Origin of the sequence: Streptomyces sp. WAC07094 (genome assembly GCF_036320405.1) — a bacterium.
Classification (GTDB): domain Bacteria; phylum Actinomycetota; class Actinomycetes; order Streptomycetales; family Streptomycetaceae; genus Streptomyces; species Streptomyces lannensis.
Map to the genome: position 1 here is coordinate 109,067 of NZ_JAVMJZ010000004.1, position 15,805 is coordinate 124,871.

The following is a 15,805-nucleotide window of genomic DNA, read 5'->3' on the forward strand; positions in this document are numbered from 1 at the left end:
GACCGCAATCCCTCATGCGGCCCCGATGCCACCAAACGCGACAAAGAGGGCGCCCGCGTGGGGCGACTTCACATACCTGTAACCAGGCGAGCAGCAGGAGCACGCTACGCTGTGCGCCAGCCGTCCCGGTGGCTCCCCCCGTACCACCGGGACGGTTTTTGCACACCAGCCCCCACTGGCTCATAAGACCCAGCGCCTACTGCCACCCACCCTGGGCCTGGGCGCAGCACCTATTGACCCCAGCACGGTGTGCCGGTGCCATCAACGGCCTTCATCTGCCCTCCGATTCAGCGCCCTCAGCGGCGAGAACGGGCATGCTGTGTCTGTGGAAGCGGGTTGGGAGGTACAGGGATGCGGTGGTGGGCCGTGGGGTGGATGGTCGCTGGGATGGTCGCGATTGCGGCGTGCAGCTCGTCATCAGGTGGCGATGCAGCCGCCGGGCCGTCCGGGAGCCGCTCGGTGAAGCCGCTGACCGGCGCGTCGGCGCACACGCCTGCGGGCCCGTCCACGAGCGAGACCGCAAGCTCAACCGCGGGAAACCCGTCAGCGCCGACCAGCACGTCCTCCAGCGCGGTGCCGGGCTGTGCCGCCGGGCATGTGAAGGTCGCGGTCAGCCCTGGTGACAGAGGCGGACGGCAGCTGTGCGTGCGTCCGGGGACGGGGATATCTCTCGTCCTGCAGCCTCGGGCAGACGACAAGCGGTGGAGGGGCGTGCAGAGCTCGGCGCCGGTGTTCGTCCTTGTATCCGGATGGCGGGTGGACGCAGACGGCACCGCCCACGCCACGCTGCGCTGTGCGGGCACCCGTGCCGGCAAGGCCAAGATCACTGCACTGGCGAAGGCACCAGACGTGGCAGGTGCGGCCGACGGCGTCTTCACGTTGGCCATCAGCGTGGTGCCCTACCCGAGGCAGGGGTGATCCCGAGAGCCGGGATCACCCCTCCACCTCGATGTCGGCTGTGTGGGTGTCAGCCGCAGTCGCGCACCTTGATGGTGTAGATGCCGCGGCCGTGCGTGGCCGCGTACAGGGTCTGGCCGTCAGGGCTCAGCTTCAGCTGGAGCACGGCAACGGCCGGGAGTGAGCCGACGCGCTTCCACTTCGTCTGGCCCGGCGCCCGGTAGACGACGCCCAGGTCGGTGGCGACGGCAATGCCGCCGTTCGCCGTGACGACCGCGGAGTTGGTCGGTACGTCGGGAAGGTTCGCCGAGATGTCCTTCCAGGTCGTGCCGCCGTCCTTGGACTCGAAGACGTGGCCGAGGCCCGAGCCGGGGCCCTCGGTCCAGTGTCGGGAGAAGCCATTGACCGCAAGGTAGACGTGGTTGGCGTTCTTCGGATCGACGGCAAAGCCGCTCAGGTAGCGGTTGGGGACGGTTCCGTCCACGGGCAGGGAGATGTCGTGCCACCCCGTGCCGTCAGCATTGCCGACCGCGATCCCGCGGGCGTAGCCCTCCTCGTTGCAGGGGCCACACCAGGCCGCGTAGACCTTGCCGCCCGAAGCCGCGACCGCGGTCGCTGTACGGCCGGCGCCGAGGTCGTACACGCTCTTCCACTCCGAGCCGCTGCGGATGGCGTAGCCGTGGGTCTGCACCCACACGTGGCGGCCGCCCGCGACCCACGTCGAACCGTTCTTCAGGTCCGCCCCGATCGGGGCGATGAAGCGGGCCTCGCCGGTGGCATTGTCGGCCGGAGCGATGTTGTACGACGTGGCCTTGCTGGGGTCGGTGATCCAGGAGCCGTCGTTGAGGGCGCAGTTCTGGGTCACCTGCAGGGCGAGGTAGACGTATTCCTGGGCGATGTTGCAGCCGTTGGCGGGATCGGTGAGGGTGTCGCCGCCGTCGCCGCCGAAGTTGGAGCCCATCACCTTGTCGTTGCTGCGCAGGATGGACTGCCCGTTGTCCTGCAGGCCGCCGGTGACGGAGACCCCGCCGTGGTCCAGGTCCTTGCCGATGCCCACCGAGTAGTACTGGAGGGTGTCGATGGTGCCGTCGTTGAGGGAGGTCCAGTCGGTGGCGTGCCCGGAGGAGTCCTGGGAGCCGTTGACCGGCCGGCGGTAGGCGCCGCCGTCGTTGCCCACGTACACGTAGCTCTTGCCGTGGTAGCGGCCGATCGCCACGCCGTGCTGGTCGGAGTGGGTGGTGGGGTTGCAGTCGCCCGTTTGCTTGGCGGGGTCGATGCTCCAGCAGGAGAAATTGAAGTTCCAGTAGGGGCCGACGGTCGACCAGGTGCTGCCACCGTTCTTGGTCTCGTAGACCTCCTCAAGCCCCGCGTATACGTGCTGCGGGTTGCTGGGGTCCACGGTCAGGAACTGGTTGTACCAAGCCTGCACACCCGGCATATAGCCGCTGGAGGTCAGCGCCGAACCGTCCGCGGCCAGCCCCTTGTAGTCGGCGACCTTCGTCCAGGGCCCGAACAGCGAGCCCGCACTGTAGATGCCCTCCAGGCCGCTGTCCGGGTTGGACGCCATCTGCTCGGGCGACTCGTCGATGGCGTAGTAGCGCGAACCGTCCGCGGAGCGAGCGAAGGTGACCGTTCCGACGTTGTCGGCGTCGGTCGGCAGATCACCGAAGCCGCTTGTGATCCGCTGCCAGCGGCCGCCGACCTTGGTGTAGAAGCCGTTGTAGTCGTCACCGCTGCGCCAGCCGACCGCGAGGACCACCTTCGAGGGGTCCTTGGGGTCGATGGCGATGTCGTTGGTGATGTTCTTGTACGGGGCGTCGGCGTCGGTCGCCTTGGAATGGCCCGGCAGGTAATCGGGGTTGGGCGCGTACTCGAGTTTCCAGGAGCCGCTGAGCGTCTTCGTGGAGTGGCTCCACACGCCTTCGCTGGTCGCCGCCCACACCTTGCCGCCGCCGAACCGCAACTGGCGCACGGTGGTGCTCTCCAGCTCGTCTCCGCCCACCCTGGTGCGCGTGGAGAAGGTGCCGTGGTGGGGATCGGACAGCACATACACGCCGCTGCCGAGGTACGCGTCCGCGTTGGTGTTCGCCTCACCGGTGCCCAGCCACAGCCGTCCGCTCCCGTCGAGCGCGAGTGCGCCGGTGGACTGCGAGGGCAGCCGGTCGCTGATCGGCTGCCAGTGCCCGCCACCGGTGGCCGAGCGCCACACCCCGCCGCCCGCGCTGCCCGCATAGACATAGCCGTCGTCGTCCGCGGCCATGGCGGCCATCCGGCCGGTGACGTTGCCCGAGCCGCCGCTGGAGTTGGAGTCGATGTCGCGGTAGCGGGGGTCGTCGGAGTTGTACGGCAGATTCGTGATGTGGCGCCAGTTGCCACCTGTGCTGGGCAAGTTGGCCAGGCTCTGCCAGGCGGCGCCGTATGCGCCGGGTGCGACGACGCCGGGTGCGGTGCGCGCCTCGGCGTACTGGTCCGCGCCCTCGGCGATCTCGTCGGCCTCGTTGCCGTCGTCGGGATCTTCTGCCGTCGCCTTGGTGGTGACGCCGCCGGCGGAGTTGGAGTGTTCGCGCTCGGAGGCCAGTTGGCCGAGCGTACGGGCCCCGAAGGGGCTGCTGTCGTGTTTGCCGGGCGCGGCGCTTGCGGGTATCGCGAAGAGTCCTGCGGATGCGGTGATGGCGCAGATCGTGAGCCATCGTCTCTTACGGGTTGGTGCTGACACCAAGTCCTCCCACGCGGGCAGTGATACAGCCGTCACAGGGACCCGATCACGAGCGCAAGGAAACATCCGACACTTGACAATCTTTTGATCAGAACCTGCCACTCCAGTGGCCGGAAGTCGACGTGATTGCTCGGGCGAGGGACTGAGTCAGCCGGGTCATGAGGTCGTCGCCCGTCAACGGGACGCGCTCGCCCGCCCCATCGCCAGCTCTGTCATCGCCCGCCGGGGCCTGCCGGCCTGCTCGCACTTCTTCCCCCGCGCCGATCATGCCCGCCGAGCGGCTCTTGAGGGGCACCTGGCTGGCACCGGCAGCACGAAGGTGTAGCCGGCCGACAATGCGGCCGCACTCGGGGCGGACATCGCCGTCGCATCGCGTGGAGGCGCTGACCGGTATCGATCGAGAACGGACCTGGAAGGGTAGTTGCGGCGTCGGAGGTACGTCCTGGCGTCCCTCAAGTGCCCACCGGCATGCCGATCTACAGACTCAGACCACGAACCGTCTCGCTTCGCGTAGACCCAAGGCGCAGGCTAGGCGGGCGAGGTGTCGGGGCGGGCGTCGTACGTGGCGCGGGCGGCGTCGATGTGGGTCAGGTGCGTGATGCTCCACTCCAGCAGGGGTGCGGTGGCTTGGCGGAGGGTTTTGCCCATAGGGGTGAGTTCGTAACTGACGTGCGGCGGCATGACGTTGCGGACGGTCCGTGTGAGGATTCCGTCGCGTTCCAGGCTGCGCAGGGTGACGGTGAGCATGCGCTGGCTGATTCCGTCGATGGCGCGCTTGAGTTCGGTGAAGCGGAGGGGTCCCTGGCTGAGGTTGCGCACGACGAGCAGTGACCATTTGTCCCCGACGATGTCGAGCACTTCACGGGTCCGGCACGGCTCCTGTTGCTGCGTCGGCCGCGACTCGCTGTCGGGTGTGGTCATGGTTACCTCCAGGGAACCGGGGCACCGGAATGTGCCTTATTGCCCGAGACGTGGCGGGTGCACCACGATGGCTGCGGTTCTCAAAGAGTACCGAGGCACGAATGGGAACCGTTATTTTTTCGCGGCCTCCGCACCCCGAAGAGGAAGATCGTTTCGATCATGTCAACATTCACGCTGGTCCACGGCGCTTGGCACAGCGGGCGGTGCTGGGAGCGGGTGGTCCCGCTGCTGGAGTCGGCTGGGCACCGCGTGTTCACGCCGTCGCTGACCGGCTACGGCGACAGAAAGCACCTGCTCAGCCCTGAGGTGGGGCTCGACACACACGTCGAGGACGTCATCAGGCTGATCCACGAGGAGGACCTGACCGAGGTGGTCCTCGTGGGCCACAGCTACGCAGGACTGGTTATCTCGTCCGTGGCCAACGAAGTCCCGGAACGGATCGCACACCTGGTGTATCTGGATGCGATGGTCCCGGAACACGGCGAGAGCGCCATCGACGTCCAGCCTGTGACGCAGAACCTGATCGACCTGGCCGCAAAGTCCGACAATCCCTGGCGCGTTCCACCGCTGTCCGAAATGCCCCCGCCCCTTGGCCTGTTCGGGGTCACCGACCCTGCGGACGTCGCGTGGCTGCGTGCCATGCTTTCCGACCACCCGGTGCGCTGCCTGCAACAACCGGTCCGGCTGGACAACCCGGCCGTGGACAGGATTCCGCGTACGCACATCCACTGCGTCGGCGTCATGCCGCAGGGCATCACGCGGCGGCCCGTCCCCGCGATACAGCCCAATGGTTCTCCGGCACAGGTGTGGGAGCTGCCGACCGGGCACGACTGCATGATCACCATGCCGACAGAGCTGAGCGAACTGCTGCTCAAGCTCGGCGTTTAGCCCTGGGATCGATGGCGGGCCTCCACGGGGCACGGAGCACCAGGTGCGGGAGGCGCGCCGCAGTGTCTCCGAAGGGCCTGCCACCGGTCCAGTGGGTCACGGTCGCCGTCGGCCGGAGCCTCCAGCCGATGGCGATGGGGGGCATCGGGCCGGGGCGGGGGAGCGGATGCGGGAGTCCCGGCCGCCAGATCCACCTCGGTAAGGCCGCTGATGCCCGCGCGGCAGAGGAACACACTGAGACCGTGCAGACTGCAGCCGTGCCGAGGATGGTGCCGTCCACACGCACCCGCCGCCCGCCTGTCGGGGTTGGCGGGTAGATGATCACGCGGTGCCTGGCCACAGCCCCGGCCTCGCCCGGGGTCATCGGATTTGCACGCTCCCGGCCCCCTGCCACCCAGATGGCTACTCCGACAGGCGCTCTTGGCGCCGCCCGATCAGGATGGGCTCGACTCCACGCGGCCTGGTGTCTTCCAGATCAGGCAGGCTGGAAGTCGAGGCAGAGCGCGCCCCCACCCCATCGGAGGCAGCACCGCAGGGAGTGGGTGGCGCGCTCACGGGTTCAAGATGCATCCGCGCTGCGGCAACGTCACGCTTGACCTAGCGGAAGGCGCCCCAGGTCGGTCGGCCTCCGCCGCACTGATCCGGGGTGCCGCCGTAGCGGGCTACGGTCCGCGCCGACAAATAAAAGCTGCGCCGACCGTAGTCCGCTGGCTGCAGGTGTCCATGCTGCCCTGTCTGCGGGCTACGCCCTCGATGCCGACGCGGCGTACCGCGCCTCCCGTGCTGCCACGCGTACGGGAGGCGTTTCAGGTGGGCGGCAGCCTCAGTCGAGGACTCCCAGCGCCGGACCAGCTGCTACCCCGCCACGGCGTCGACCTCGCCCGGCTCGACCCTGCACTCCACGGCCGACACGGCAGGAGAGCGGAGATCACCTCTCGTTCCTGACCGGATGCGTAGTTTGCGGCGACACTGTCTCAGCGCTGGGCCGTCGACACAGGAAGCGGGCCCCGGCGGGCTGGTCTCTGCCAGATACACACGCCGGGCGTATTCCGAACTGGTCGCGCCGTCCGTGCTCATGGATGACGCCGGCCGGTATCACCTCTCCCCGACCCTGATGGCCGCGCGCCATGGACGGCTGCTGGCGGGACGAGGAGACGGCAGGCGCCCAGTTCCCTGGGATCGTCGGCAAGCACGGCCGCGATAGGGCGCGCATCGTCCTCGTTGACACCGAGATGGACGCAGGGCTGGCCCTCTGGCCGAAGCCTGCGGCCATCTCTGCGCCATAGGTCAGGTCACTTCCGGCTTCCGGTGAGCAGCAGGGCCGTCCAGGTCGATGTGCAGTTCGTTGGCCGCAAAATGCGGGCCGGGCAGCGGAGCGGACGGTCAAAAACTGGCAGTCCACCGCAGCGGTGCAACCGTCTCGAATTCTGAGCGTGTTCCGAGGGCGATCGCCGGATCGGCCGCTGCGAAGGTGCGTGCGGGGCCTTGCCCGGTCACGCTTGCGTCATGCCAGAGCAACACCGCACCGGTACCAGTACGTCCTCCAAGGGTGTACGTGCCCGCGATACCTCCGCGGACGCCGGTCAGGAAGCGGTCACGCAGGTCGGGCCTGAGGAGGCCGCTCGCACTGCCTGCGACTGGCTGCAGAGCTTCATCATCCACCGCATCGAGGGCGTGTGCGCCGTTCGGCGGACCGAAGAGGGCTGGTGCGTTGGCATCGACGTGCTGGAAGTGCCTCGTATCCCCGACACGACCAGTTTGCTCGCCACATACGAGGTGGAGCTCGACGGATCCGGCGGTCCTGCCGAGTACCGCAGGGTCTGCCGCTACCACAGAGGGACCGCCAACCGCTGACGGGCCTGTCGGCGCCGCTGGAAGCCTCCCGAGAGGACCACCCGACCATGACCACCACCACCTACTCCAGCAGCGAGGTCGTGTACGTACCGCGCGCCGGGACGCTGTACGACACACTCGAACTCATCCTGGACCGCGGCATGGTCATCGACGTCTTCGTCCGGGTCTCCCTGGTCGGCATCGAGATCCTGAAGATAGACGCGCGCATCGTAGTCGCCAGCGTCGACACGTATCTGAAGTTCGCCGAGGCGTGCAACCGGCTCGACCTTGAAGCGACCTCGCGCAGTACCACCATCCCCGAGATGTTCGGCGGGGCAGCCAAGGGCGTGGGCACGCGCAAGGTCAAGAAGACCATCGAGTCGGTGGGCGAGAAGCTGCGCGACGTCATCGGCGGTTCTGAGGAGGACGACGAGGAGCAGGAAGCGGAAGAGAAAAAGGCTGAGGCGCGGCCGCGGCGCCGCACCGCTTCGGAGAAGTCCGAGCAGGGGCGCCGCAGGCGGGAAAGTGAGCGATGACTGCGGCTGGGCCCTACATCTACGGCATCACGGGCTGCGACCACCCCATGCCGGCGCAACTGCGCGGGGTAGGCAGACCGTCGGCGGCCCTGGAGTTGCTGCCTGTGGGTGCGACTGCGGCCGTGGTCAGCGCCGCCCCGGTCCCATTGCGTGCGCGGCGGCGAGATTTGCTGGCCCACCAGGAAGTGCTGCTCACGTTGGCCCTCGACGGACCGGTGCTGCCGATGCGCTTTGGAATGCTGGCTCCGGACGCCGAGGCCGTCCGCGAGCAGCTGGAAGCCGGCCACGAGCAGAATCTCCGGGCGCTCGAGCGGCTAGCGGGCCGCGTGGAGATGAACGTCAAGGCGCTGCCCGCCACCGGCGCGCTTGCCGCGCTGGTCGCCGAGGAGCCCCGGATCCGGCAACTGCGCCAGGCCGCACACAGCCGTCCGGGATACGAGGCGAACGTGCGCCTGGGCGAGGCGGTGGTCCACACTCTGGCGCGACGCGCGGCTGACGTCACACAGGAGATCGTTGCGGAACTGGCGGCGCTGGCGGTCGCCCGAGCGAGGGGGCCGCAGGTCGCCGGAACCGTCCTGAACATGTCGTTCCTTGTCGCCCGGCAGGACGTCCGGGCCTTCCAGGCGGCTGCCGACCGCCTGTCCGCCCGACACCAGGACCGGGTCGAGTTGCGCGCGGCCGGGCCGTTGCCCTGCTACAGCTTCACCGAGCCCGAGGGCGCGACCGCTGCCGCGGCACGGGCGGGGGCCTGACATGGGCTTGTTCACTGCACTGCTCACCGCGCCGCTGGCTCCTGTGAGAGGCGTGGTCTGGGTTGCCGACCAGCTTGCCGAAGCTGCCGATCGCGAGGTCAATGATCCGGCAGCGGTCCGCACACAACTTGCCGAGCTGAACCAGGCGTTGGAGGCCGGGCAGATCGACCTGGCTGCATTCGAGCGGGAAGAGGACCGGCTGCTCGATCGGTTGGAAGCCGCAGTGGGCCCGGAGGTGGCCCGTGACTGAGGTCGACTACCGGCGAGCCGGCCAGCTTCCAGGCCCCTCCACCAGCAACCTCGCCGACATCCTGGAACGCGTGCTGGACAAGGGCATCGTCATCGCCGGCGACATCAAGATCGACCTTCTGGACATCGAGCTGCTCACCATCCGGCTTCGCTTGTTCGTCGCTTCCGTGGACACCGCGAAGAAGGCAGGCATTGACTGGTGGGAGACCGATTCGGCGCTCTCCTCCCGTGCCGCGCACCGAGAGCTGGTAGAGGAGAACCGACGACTGCGCGAGCAGCTCGCGGCGCCCTCGTTCGCACAGGATCCGGAACTGCACGGTGACGGCACGGCCGCTCCCGGAGCAAACGAAGACCCCCCGCAGGGCCGGCCCAGCCAACGGGCCCGACGAGCCGAGGAGCGACCGGTGTCATGACGCAGCCCGTCCCCGCAGTACCGCCTGCCACCGCGGCGACCTATGTCTTCGCCGTCTGCCGCCATGCGGACGACGATGTCCTCTGCCGGCTGCCAGGGATCTCCACCGCTCCTGTGCGGACGCTGCCGTTCGAGCAGTTGCACGCCGTCGTACAAGACGTGCCCGCGGCCGAGGCCGACCGCCAGTTTTGGACCGAGCGGCTGTCCGACCCCGATGACTTGGAGCGATACGTCCGCGCCCACCACCAGATCGTGACGGCCGTCGCGACTGCCGGGCCTGCCGCGCCGATGGCGCTGGCCACTCTCTACAGCAGCGAGGAACGCGCACGGCAGGCGCTCACGGCCGACGCGGCACGCTTCCACACTGTGCTGGACCGCGTCGCCGGACGGGTCGAGTGGGGCGTCAAGGTGTACGTGTCCTCGGCCTCCACCATGACTGAGACGGACCGCACCGTCGCGCCCGCCCGCGTGCCGCAGGCGCCCGGAGCTGGACGCGCCTATCTGGAGCGGGTCCGAGGCACACACCGGGCACGGGAAGAAAGCCGAAGCGCCGCGCTGCAAGCCGCCGAGGAGCTGGACGCGGCGCTGCGAAGCTTGGCGGTGGCGGCCCGTCGACTGCGGCTCCAGGAGCAGCAGTTGAACGACTGCCGCCGTGTCCAGGTCCTCAACGGCGCCTATCTGGTGGACGAGAGCCAGACTGCACGATTCACAAAAGCGGTGGCCACGCTGCGGCGGCGAGCCGGAGCGCTGATCGAGCTGTCCGGCCCATGGGTGCCCTATTCCTTCGCAGGGGAGGACGGGGCCCATGGAGATCATTAACCAAGTGCCGTGGCAGGAACCCGAGCCGCTTGAAGGACCGATCGGCGTACCGCTGGTGGATCTGCTGGACCGGCTCCTCGCCACCGGCGTCGTGATCAGCGGGGACCTGGTGATCGCCATTGCGGACGTGCCGCTGGTACGACTGTCGCTCCACGCCCTGCTGTCCTCGGTGAACGAGCGGGTGCCCGCCCCCTGGGCGGACTCGGGGCCACTATGACGGGCGCCCGACTCGACGCGGACCCCGACACAGTCGGACGCGATCTGCTGGCCCTGGTGCTGACCATCGTCGAACTGCTCCGCCAACTGATGGAGCGACAGGCGATCCGCCGGGTGGAAGAGGGTGACCTCAGCGATGAACAGGTCGAGCGAATCGGGCTGACGCTCATGATGCTGGAGCAGCGGATGACCGAGCTGTGCGACCAGCACGGGCTGCGGCCAGAGGATCTCAACCTGGATCTCGGACCACTGGGAACCCTCCTGCCGCGGCACTGAGCCCTGCTACGCCAGTGATTCGGCATCCCGAGCTGGCCTGTGCCCCTTTCCCTCACCGCACCCACTGCTCCCACACGTCAGCCCTCCTCCGCCAGCAGCAGAGCACGGCACTCCTCCACGTCGTAATCGGCCGCCGGGTACTGGGGGTCCAGCTCGCGCAGGCATTCCAGCAGGAGCCTGCTGATGGCCCAGTTGCGATACCACTTGTGGTCGGCCGGGACCAAGTGCCAGGGCGCGGCTGGGGTCGCGCAGCGGGTCAGGGCCGTCTCGTACGCCCCCTGGTAGGCCGGCCACAGGGCCCGTTCGTCGATGTCACCGGGGCTGAACTTCCACCGCTTGTGCGGTGTGTCGAGGCGTTTCAGCAACCGGCGCAGTTGCTCGTCGCGCGAGATGTGCAGGAAGCACTTGATGACCGTCACCCCGTTGCCCGTCAGCGACGTCTCGAATCCGTTGATCCGGACGTAGCGGCTTTTGATCTCGCCGACCGGGGCCAGGGAGCGGACCTTGGCGATCAGGACGTCTTCGTAGTGCGAGCGGTCGAAGATGCCAATCTCGCCGGGGCGCGGGAGTTCTTTCGCAACACGCCAGAGGAAGTCGTACTGCCGCTCCTCCCGAGTGGGAGATTTGAAGGCGTGAATGCGGCAGCCCGCGGGGTTGAAGTGGCCGATGACGTGCTTGACCGTGCCGCCCTTGCCGCTGGTGTCCATACCCTGCAACACCAGCAGGATCCGTCGACGGTCACCAGCGGTCGCTGCCGCCCACAGACGTTCCTGCAGGCCGGCCAACTCCTTACCCAGCCGGGCTGTGTCCGCGAGCCCGGCGGCTTTGCTGTCGGGGCCGCCAGGGGTCGCGCCGGTGTCGTAGGCAGACAGGTCGACCGGCTTGCCGACGGGGAGGCGGAGCAAGTCCCGCAGCGGGGCCTCGTCATGCATACCTCCTCCTCGCGTCAGTTCCCCCGATGGTGCGCCAGGGCGACGGACCGCGCTACCTGTCCAAGGACCGGTGAGGCCAGGTCGCCGCCTCTTCTGTTCTCGACTTCCCTCCAAGTGACGACCGCCGGGCCTATTGCTACTGACGGCTGCCGCAGCCGGGCCGCCGGACGCCGGTGGTCGCTTGGGGGCCCCTCGCTGGTGGCATGGGTCGCCAGATGGTCCAGCGGTAACCGGCCGCCACTGCGACGCGCGCTGTCCGGGTGAACCGAGACCTGCTCGACGTGGAGGTTGCCACTCGGGGACTCCCGACCGAACTCGGGTGCCTCCCGGCCGAAGGGAGTCTGTTCGTTCTCATGAACAAAGCCACCCCCTAGACAGCCGAATCGCTAAGGCGATCATCACGGGCTCTCTGATCCCAGAGAAGGGCCGGGCTCCAGCACCGTCACCGCCATTAGCGGGCATGCCCCCGACGGGTGATCTTGGCGAGGACCTCGCAGGATGATCCCGGCTACTCAGCCGCACGAGGACGGCTGGCGGCTGGGCAGCTCATTCCTTCCGCGCGGTTGACGCCGCCTGACCTCCGCAAGGAGCAGCCCATGATGACGACGCAGGCCTTGTTACCGGCGCTCGAAGACGCCTACCACGCCCATGCCGCAGTACGCGACCGACTGCGCGCGGGCGCGGCTCTCGCGCCGCCTGGATCCCACCAGCGGATGCTCGAGCGTCAGGCTGACGACATGGACGAAAGGGTGTACCGCATCCAACACCGTGCCCGCGATCTACAGCCACGCGGACTGCTGGGGGGAGCGGCCGACGTCGCGCGGTTCGCCGCCCGCATCACCTGGAAAGCGGCATCCCTCCCGATAACCCTGGGGCAGAAGGCCGTGAACGGTGTGATGCGTGGCAGGGGGCCGGCCGACGAGCGGCGACTGCTGAGGCACACCGAGGACGAGTACACCGCTGCCGCCCGGGCGCTGGCCACTGCTCGAGTCGGGGAGGTTCTCGCCGACCAGGCCCAGGACCATGCAGCCCTCGACCTGTTCCAGGCGATCCGGCACCACGACATGGAACTGCTGGATCTGCTTGAGGACAGCCTCGCCCACCAAGCCCGAGCCGTAGCCGCCGCAAGAAACGACTTCCGCGGGGAAGAGCCGGCGAACGAAAACTTCCCCCATGTGTCCACCCGCCCGCTGCGGGCCGCGGCCGAAGTCGCGGACCGGCGGCGCTAGGCAGCACGCCGTTGTCCGGGTGGCTGTTGGCTAACGCGCCCGGGGGAGCGGACGAGCCGTTCCTCACGGGCCGGACGTCCTGTTTTAGCCTTCGCAGTTCGAACGCGTGGCGACGTGGCTCTCGCGCGATGGCATCCGACATCGCGCATGACCGGCAAGCCGAGAACCACGAGTGCCGGCATGCCCGCTCGGAGATCAACGCTCCTGTTCCCCCGGCGCGGGACCGCTGTCGCGGGGGATGGTGCGCGAGCCGGGGTCGCCGACCGAACTTGCGGCTGCGGCGAGACTCTGCCGTAGGTGTGTGAGCCGTGCGATCTCCGCGTCCAGGGCTGCTAGGCGATCGGCCACGACGTTGTTGAACTCGGCGGGGCGGCTGTTACAGGATCCCGCCGGGTCTTGGGCGAGGAGATCCAAGCGGTGGGCACGACGGCGAAGGTCCTCCAACGTGAGGCCCAGAGCCAGCAGGTTGCGGATCACGCGGACGCGCGCCACTTCGGCAGGGCTGTATTGGCGTTGGCCGGATGAGGTACGTGGCGGAGGCCGGAGCAGGCCGCGAGCCTCGTACAAGCGCAGAGCGCGCGGCGTGGCGCCGGCCGCCGCCGCTGCCTCACCGATCCGCATGCCCGCTCCCTGTGTCCTACAGCTCCACGATTGCCGCACCGAAGGAGCGGCCAGCGATCAGTCGAGGCAACGCCTCCGGGGCGCTCTCCATTCCGTGGACCGCGGTGTACGGGAATTGGATGTTGCCCGCCCGCAACCAGTCCCCGAAGCGGGCCTCCCATTCGGCCTCTACATCCGGGTGATCCACACCGTTGTAGCCGGCGATCCGGATGCCCTTGGTCAGCAGCCGGTACGTGTCGACCACAGCCGGCGCGCTCCCGCCCGCTCGTTTTGGAGAAAGTTGACCGTCCAGTGCGCCCACCAGGGCGAACCGGGCGCCTCGGTTCGCCGCATGGACGGCGGCCGTCACCTGTTCGCCGCCCACGGTGTCCAGGACGATGTCGATGCCATCCGGCGCTGCCTCAGAAAGCTGCGAGCCGATGGGGCCCGCTCCGCGCAGCACGACGGCGTCGTAGCCGAGTTCCCGCTTCAGCCGCCGGGCCTTGTCGGGTGAGCCGGTGCTGCCGATCACCCGGGCGGCGCCCAACAGCCGGGCGATCTGGCCTGCCAAGGTGCCTACGGCGCCGGCGGCCCCGGTCACGAACACGGTGTCGCCCCCTTGCACCTCGGCCAGCCTGGTGAACGCGCCGTAGGCTGCGGAACCCTGGGCGAGGTGGGCGATCGGGTCGGGCAGGATGCCTTCGAGCGGCCTGCACTCATCGGCTGCGGGTGTCGCGTAGTCTCGCCAGCCCTGAAGGTGCAGTACCAGCTGACCCTTCTTCAGCGGCCCGTCGACCACCTCGCCGATTGCGGGCCCGAACAGGGTGTCGCCAGGGCGCAGTGGCGGCAGCGGCACATCGCGGGTCTCGCCTCCGATAAGGGTGCGCAGGCCCGGAAAGACGAGGAAATGCGTGTTACGGATGAGTACTTGGCCAGCCTGGAGCTTGGGAACGGGGGCCTGTGCCAGGGTGAAGTCGTCAGGGCTCGGCAATCCGGCGGGGCGACGGACCAAGCGTACGAAGCGATGAGTCGTGTGCATGGCCGGACGCTAAGCCTTGACCCGCGGGTAAGGGGCAAGGCCTCCTCGTAGGGCATCCGACGAGCCGGATGAGGAAAGCTCAGTTACCAGTCCATCAGCGGCACCGAGCTTTGGGACGGCGCCGGTGGCGAGCGCGGAGGCGCATAACCCGACGATGGCTGGCACAAACCGAGCTGGAGGGTATGAGCGCCGGGCCCACGGCCAAACGCTAGGCACCTGGCACCTGGCGGCGGATGCAGGCTCGACCCCGCATCGGGGGAGAGTCTCAGGGAGGGCTGCGGAGACACCGCTGGTTGTGGGATCGATGCGTGTGGGCACTCGCCGATGCGTCCGAAGATGCGTAGTTGGCGGGCCCACCCGATCGCCGTGTACTGGCGTGCGGCGTCCCTGATCGCGGCGTAGACAGTGTTTATGGGCGAAGATGCCGAGAAGGTCCACCATCCTGGCGAGATCGTTCCCTTTCCTGGGGTCTATGAGTGCGACTGCGGCCAGGGCCACGGATACAGCACCGATGTGAAGGGCGATCGTTTTCCGCCGCTGCCCCAGGAGTGCAGCGGCAGCGGTTGGAGACTCGAGGCATTGCAGAACGGAGCCTCCCCACAGGTCTTTGGTTAGGTACGTCAGCCTTCCCGCACCACTGGTGCTGCTCGCCTGTGAACTTGTTGACCTCCGCCAACCGGTGCTTGCCAACTTGGTTGATCTGCACACCGGTCTGACCGCGAGGCCCTGGCCGTGATCTACGAGGTGGGAGCGTCTACCACCGGCGGGGCCATCAACGAGGTCCGCCGCGGACGGTGTCGGTCGGCTTCCCCGCGTTTCACGGCTGTGTCCACGAGACCTGTTCACAGAGGCTTGGTCAGCACCAGGGCGTCACAGACGCGTCCCCACCCCGTGGTCGCGCTGGAGCCGACGGATGATGGGCTGGGCGAAACGGCGGGTCGACGGCTGCGCGCCCGGAAATATGCCCTTGCGGAGCGCGGTGGGTGGGCCGGCACTGCGGCGAAGGCGTGCAGGTCAACCTGTGGACCCGCTCCTGGGGCCGAAAGCTCTGAGGGTCGCGTTGACAAGTCAGTCGGCGTAGGCGGCGTTCAGCGGTCCGCTGCGGTGCAGCCACCGTGGAAGAGGGGGGCGTAGAGCATTTCGAGGGCCAGGTCGACGTCGGCATCGACGTCGAGTTGACCTGCCTTCTGGGCGCTGCGCAAGCGCACCCTCTTCGCCTCTTCCAGTGGCTGGGCCAGCTTCTGTCGGCACTCGACCGCCACCACGGGATCGTTGGCGATCTCGGTGTTGAGGGCCCGGATCAGCTTGTCGAAGGCCGGGTCGGCGAACCCTTCCGCCGTGGCACGCATGACGAGCTTGAGACCCGCCTCGAGGTCGCCCGTGTCCGGCAGCGCGACGGACTGCCCGTCCGTCTCCTGGCTCAGAGCCAGGAAGGCAGCGAAGACGACTGCGCTCTTCGACGGCCACCGCCGATAGATCGCTAAGAGTGG

The 15,805-nt window shown here is 68.3% G+C and carries 16 protein-coding genes and 2 pseudogenes; 11 read left to right on the forward strand and 7 right to left on the reverse strand.

Translation table 11 applies throughout. From position 1 onward, the window contains the following. Positions 1-756: 756 nt before the first annotated feature. Positions 757-918, forward strand: a complete 162-nt coding sequence (locus RCR19_RS42410) for a hypothetical protein (RefSeq protein ID WP_331270441.1) — start codon at positions 757-759, stop codon at positions 916-918. 49 nt (positions 919-967) lie between these two features. Here RCR19_RS42410 and RCR19_RS42415 read toward each other — a convergent pair whose 3' ends face one another. Both RCR19_RS42415 and RCR19_RS42420 read right to left on the reverse strand, forming a co-directional pair. Then, on the reverse strand, positions 968-3,613 hold the full coding sequence (locus RCR19_RS42415; protein WP_331270442.1) for a glycosyl hydrolase: 2,646 nt from the start codon (positions 3,611-3,613) through the stop codon (positions 968-970). A gap of 528 nt (positions 3,614-4,141) precedes the next feature. Then, positions 4,142-4,534 carry a helix-turn-helix domain-containing protein gene (locus RCR19_RS42420; protein WP_331270443.1) on the reverse strand — a complete coding sequence of 131 codons (393 nt, stop codon included), beginning with the start codon at positions 4,532-4,534 and terminating at the stop codon, positions 4,142-4,144. A gap of 159 nt (positions 4,535-4,693) precedes the next feature. Between RCR19_RS42420 and RCR19_RS42425 the strand changes: the two genes are divergently transcribed. From RCR19_RS42425 to RCR19_RS42465, 9 genes are all read left to right on the forward strand, one after another. Continuing rightward, entirely contained in the window at positions 4,694-5,422 is a 729-nt protein-coding gene (locus RCR19_RS42425; RefSeq protein WP_331270444.1) for an alpha/beta fold hydrolase, read from the forward strand. Between the two features lie 1,506 nt (positions 5,423-6,928). After that, positions 6,929-7,276 (forward strand): gas vesicle protein, encoded by a 348-nt coding sequence (locus RCR19_RS42430; RefSeq protein ID WP_331270445.1) that lies wholly within the window; start codon positions 6,929-6,931, stop codon positions 7,274-7,276. A gap of 47 nt (positions 7,277-7,323) precedes the next feature. Continuing rightward, positions 7,324-7,791, forward strand: coding sequence for a gas vesicle protein GvpJ (gene gvpJ, locus RCR19_RS42435; RefSeq protein WP_331270446.1), 468 nt, complete (start codon positions 7,324-7,326; stop codon positions 7,789-7,791). Continuing rightward, the gene (locus RCR19_RS42440; protein ID WP_331270447.1) at positions 7,788-8,543 is read left to right on the forward strand and encodes a GvpL/GvpF family gas vesicle protein; all 756 of its coding nucleotides are present in this window, start codon (positions 7,788-7,790) and stop codon (positions 8,541-8,543) included. The genes gvpJ and RCR19_RS42440 overlap by 4 nt, the downstream gene beginning before the upstream one ends. Position 8,544: 1 nt before the next feature. Continuing rightward, positions 8,545-8,793 (forward strand): gas vesicle protein GvpG, encoded by a 249-nt coding sequence (locus RCR19_RS42445; protein ID WP_331270448.1) that lies wholly within the window; start codon positions 8,545-8,547, stop codon positions 8,791-8,793. Continuing rightward, on the forward strand, positions 8,786-9,205 hold the full coding sequence (locus RCR19_RS42450) for a gas vesicle protein (RefSeq protein ID WP_331270449.1): 420 nt from the start codon (positions 8,786-8,788) through the stop codon (positions 9,203-9,205). Before RCR19_RS42445 ends, RCR19_RS42450 begins: the two co-directional genes overlap by 8 nt. After that, on the forward strand, positions 9,202-10,023 hold the full coding sequence (locus tag RCR19_RS42455) for a GvpL/GvpF family gas vesicle protein (protein WP_331270450.1): 822 nt from the start codon (positions 9,202-9,204) through the stop codon (positions 10,021-10,023). The genes RCR19_RS42450 and RCR19_RS42455 overlap by 4 nt, the downstream gene beginning before the upstream one ends. Continuing rightward, positions 10,010-10,240: a gas vesicle protein gene (locus RCR19_RS42460; RefSeq protein WP_331270451.1), complete on the forward strand. Its 231-nt coding sequence runs from the start codon at positions 10,010-10,012 to the stop codon at positions 10,238-10,240. The genes RCR19_RS42455 and RCR19_RS42460 overlap by 14 nt, the downstream gene beginning before the upstream one ends. Then, positions 10,237-10,515, forward strand: coding sequence for a gas vesicle protein K (locus RCR19_RS42465; RefSeq protein ID WP_331270452.1), 279 nt, complete (start codon positions 10,237-10,239; stop codon positions 10,513-10,515). The genes RCR19_RS42460 and RCR19_RS42465 overlap by 4 nt, the downstream gene beginning before the upstream one ends. 77 nt (positions 10,516-10,592) lie before the next feature. Here the strand turns inward: RCR19_RS42465 and RCR19_RS42470 are convergent, their stop codons facing one another. Next, complete coding sequence (locus RCR19_RS42470; RefSeq protein WP_331270453.1) at positions 10,593-11,447, reverse strand: PPK2 family polyphosphate kinase; 855 nt, start codon at positions 11,445-11,447, stop codon at positions 10,593-10,595. Positions 11,448-11,626: 179 nt separating this feature from the next. After that, a pseudogene (locus RCR19_RS42475) lies at positions 11,627-11,740 on the reverse strand (GNAT family N-acetyltransferase); the annotation flags it as partial. 303 nt (positions 11,741-12,043) lie between these two features. Here RCR19_RS42475 and RCR19_RS42480 point away from each other — a divergent pair. Next, the gene (locus RCR19_RS42480; protein WP_331270454.1) at positions 12,044-12,676 is read left to right on the forward strand and encodes a hypothetical protein; all 633 of its coding nucleotides are present in this window, start codon (positions 12,044-12,046) and stop codon (positions 12,674-12,676) included. Positions 12,677-12,871: 195 nt separating this feature from the next. On the opposite strand, the gene RCR19_RS42485 is transcribed toward RCR19_RS42480, so the two are convergent. The 3 genes and pseudogenes from RCR19_RS42485 to RCR19_RS42495 all read right to left on the reverse strand — a co-directional run. Further along, entirely contained in the window at positions 12,872-13,297 is a 426-nt protein-coding gene (locus RCR19_RS42485) for a MerR family transcriptional regulator (protein WP_331270455.1), read from the reverse strand. A 16-nt stretch (positions 13,298-13,313) separates the two neighbouring features. Further along, complete coding sequence (locus tag RCR19_RS42490; RefSeq protein WP_331270456.1) at positions 13,314-14,315, reverse strand: NADP-dependent oxidoreductase; 1,002 nt, start codon at positions 14,313-14,315, stop codon at positions 13,314-13,316. A 1,068-nt stretch (positions 14,316-15,383) separates the two neighbouring features. Next, positions 15,384-15,793, reverse strand: a pseudogene (locus RCR19_RS42495) (TetR-like C-terminal domain-containing protein); the annotation flags it as partial. Positions 15,794-15,805: the final 12 nt, after the last annotated feature.

What these genes read in the sequence shown, in the direction of transcription:
- RCR19_RS42420 (WP_331270443.1), bottom strand. Translation starts at nt 4,534, where the DNA reads ATGACCACACCCGACAGCGAGTCGCGGCCGACGCAGCAACAGGAGCCG.
- RCR19_RS42425 (WP_331270444.1), top strand. Translation starts at nt 4,694, where the DNA reads ATGTCAACATTCACGCTGGTCCACGGCGCTTGGCACAGCGGGCGGTGC.
- RCR19_RS42430 (WP_331270445.1), top strand. Translation starts at nt 6,929, where the DNA reads ATGCCAGAGCAACACCGCACCGGTACCAGTACGTCCTCCAAGGGTGTA.
- gvpJ (WP_331270446.1), top strand. Translation starts at nt 7,324, where the DNA reads ATGACCACCACCACCTACTCCAGCAGCGAGGTCGTGTACGTACCGCGC.
- RCR19_RS42440 (WP_331270447.1), top strand. Translation starts at nt 7,788, where the DNA reads ATGACTGCGGCTGGGCCCTACATCTACGGCATCACGGGCTGCGACCAC.
- RCR19_RS42445 (WP_331270448.1), top strand. Translation starts at nt 8,545, where the DNA reads ATGGGCTTGTTCACTGCACTGCTCACCGCGCCGCTGGCTCCTGTGAGA.
- RCR19_RS42455 (WP_331270450.1), top strand. Translation starts at nt 9,202, where the DNA reads ATGACGCAGCCCGTCCCCGCAGTACCGCCTGCCACCGCGGCGACCTAT.
- RCR19_RS42460 (WP_331270451.1), top strand. Translation starts at nt 10,010, where the DNA reads ATGGAGATCATTAACCAAGTGCCGTGGCAGGAACCCGAGCCGCTTGAA.
- RCR19_RS42465 (WP_331270452.1), top strand. Translation starts at nt 10,237, where the DNA reads ATGACGGGCGCCCGACTCGACGCGGACCCCGACACAGTCGGACGCGAT.
- RCR19_RS42470 (WP_331270453.1), bottom strand. Translation starts at nt 11,447, where the DNA reads ATGCATGACGAGGCCCCGCTGCGGGACTTGCTCCGCCTCCCCGTCGGC.
- RCR19_RS42480 (WP_331270454.1), top strand. Translation starts at nt 12,044, where the DNA reads ATGATGACGACGCAGGCCTTGTTACCGGCGCTCGAAGACGCCTACCAC.
- RCR19_RS42485 (WP_331270455.1), bottom strand. Translation starts at nt 13,297, where the DNA reads ATGCGGATCGGTGAGGCAGCGGCGGCGGCCGGCGCCACGCCGCGCGCT.
- RCR19_RS42490 (WP_331270456.1), bottom strand. Translation starts at nt 14,315, where the DNA reads ATGCACACGACTCATCGCTTCGTACGCTTGGTCCGTCGCCCCGCCGGA.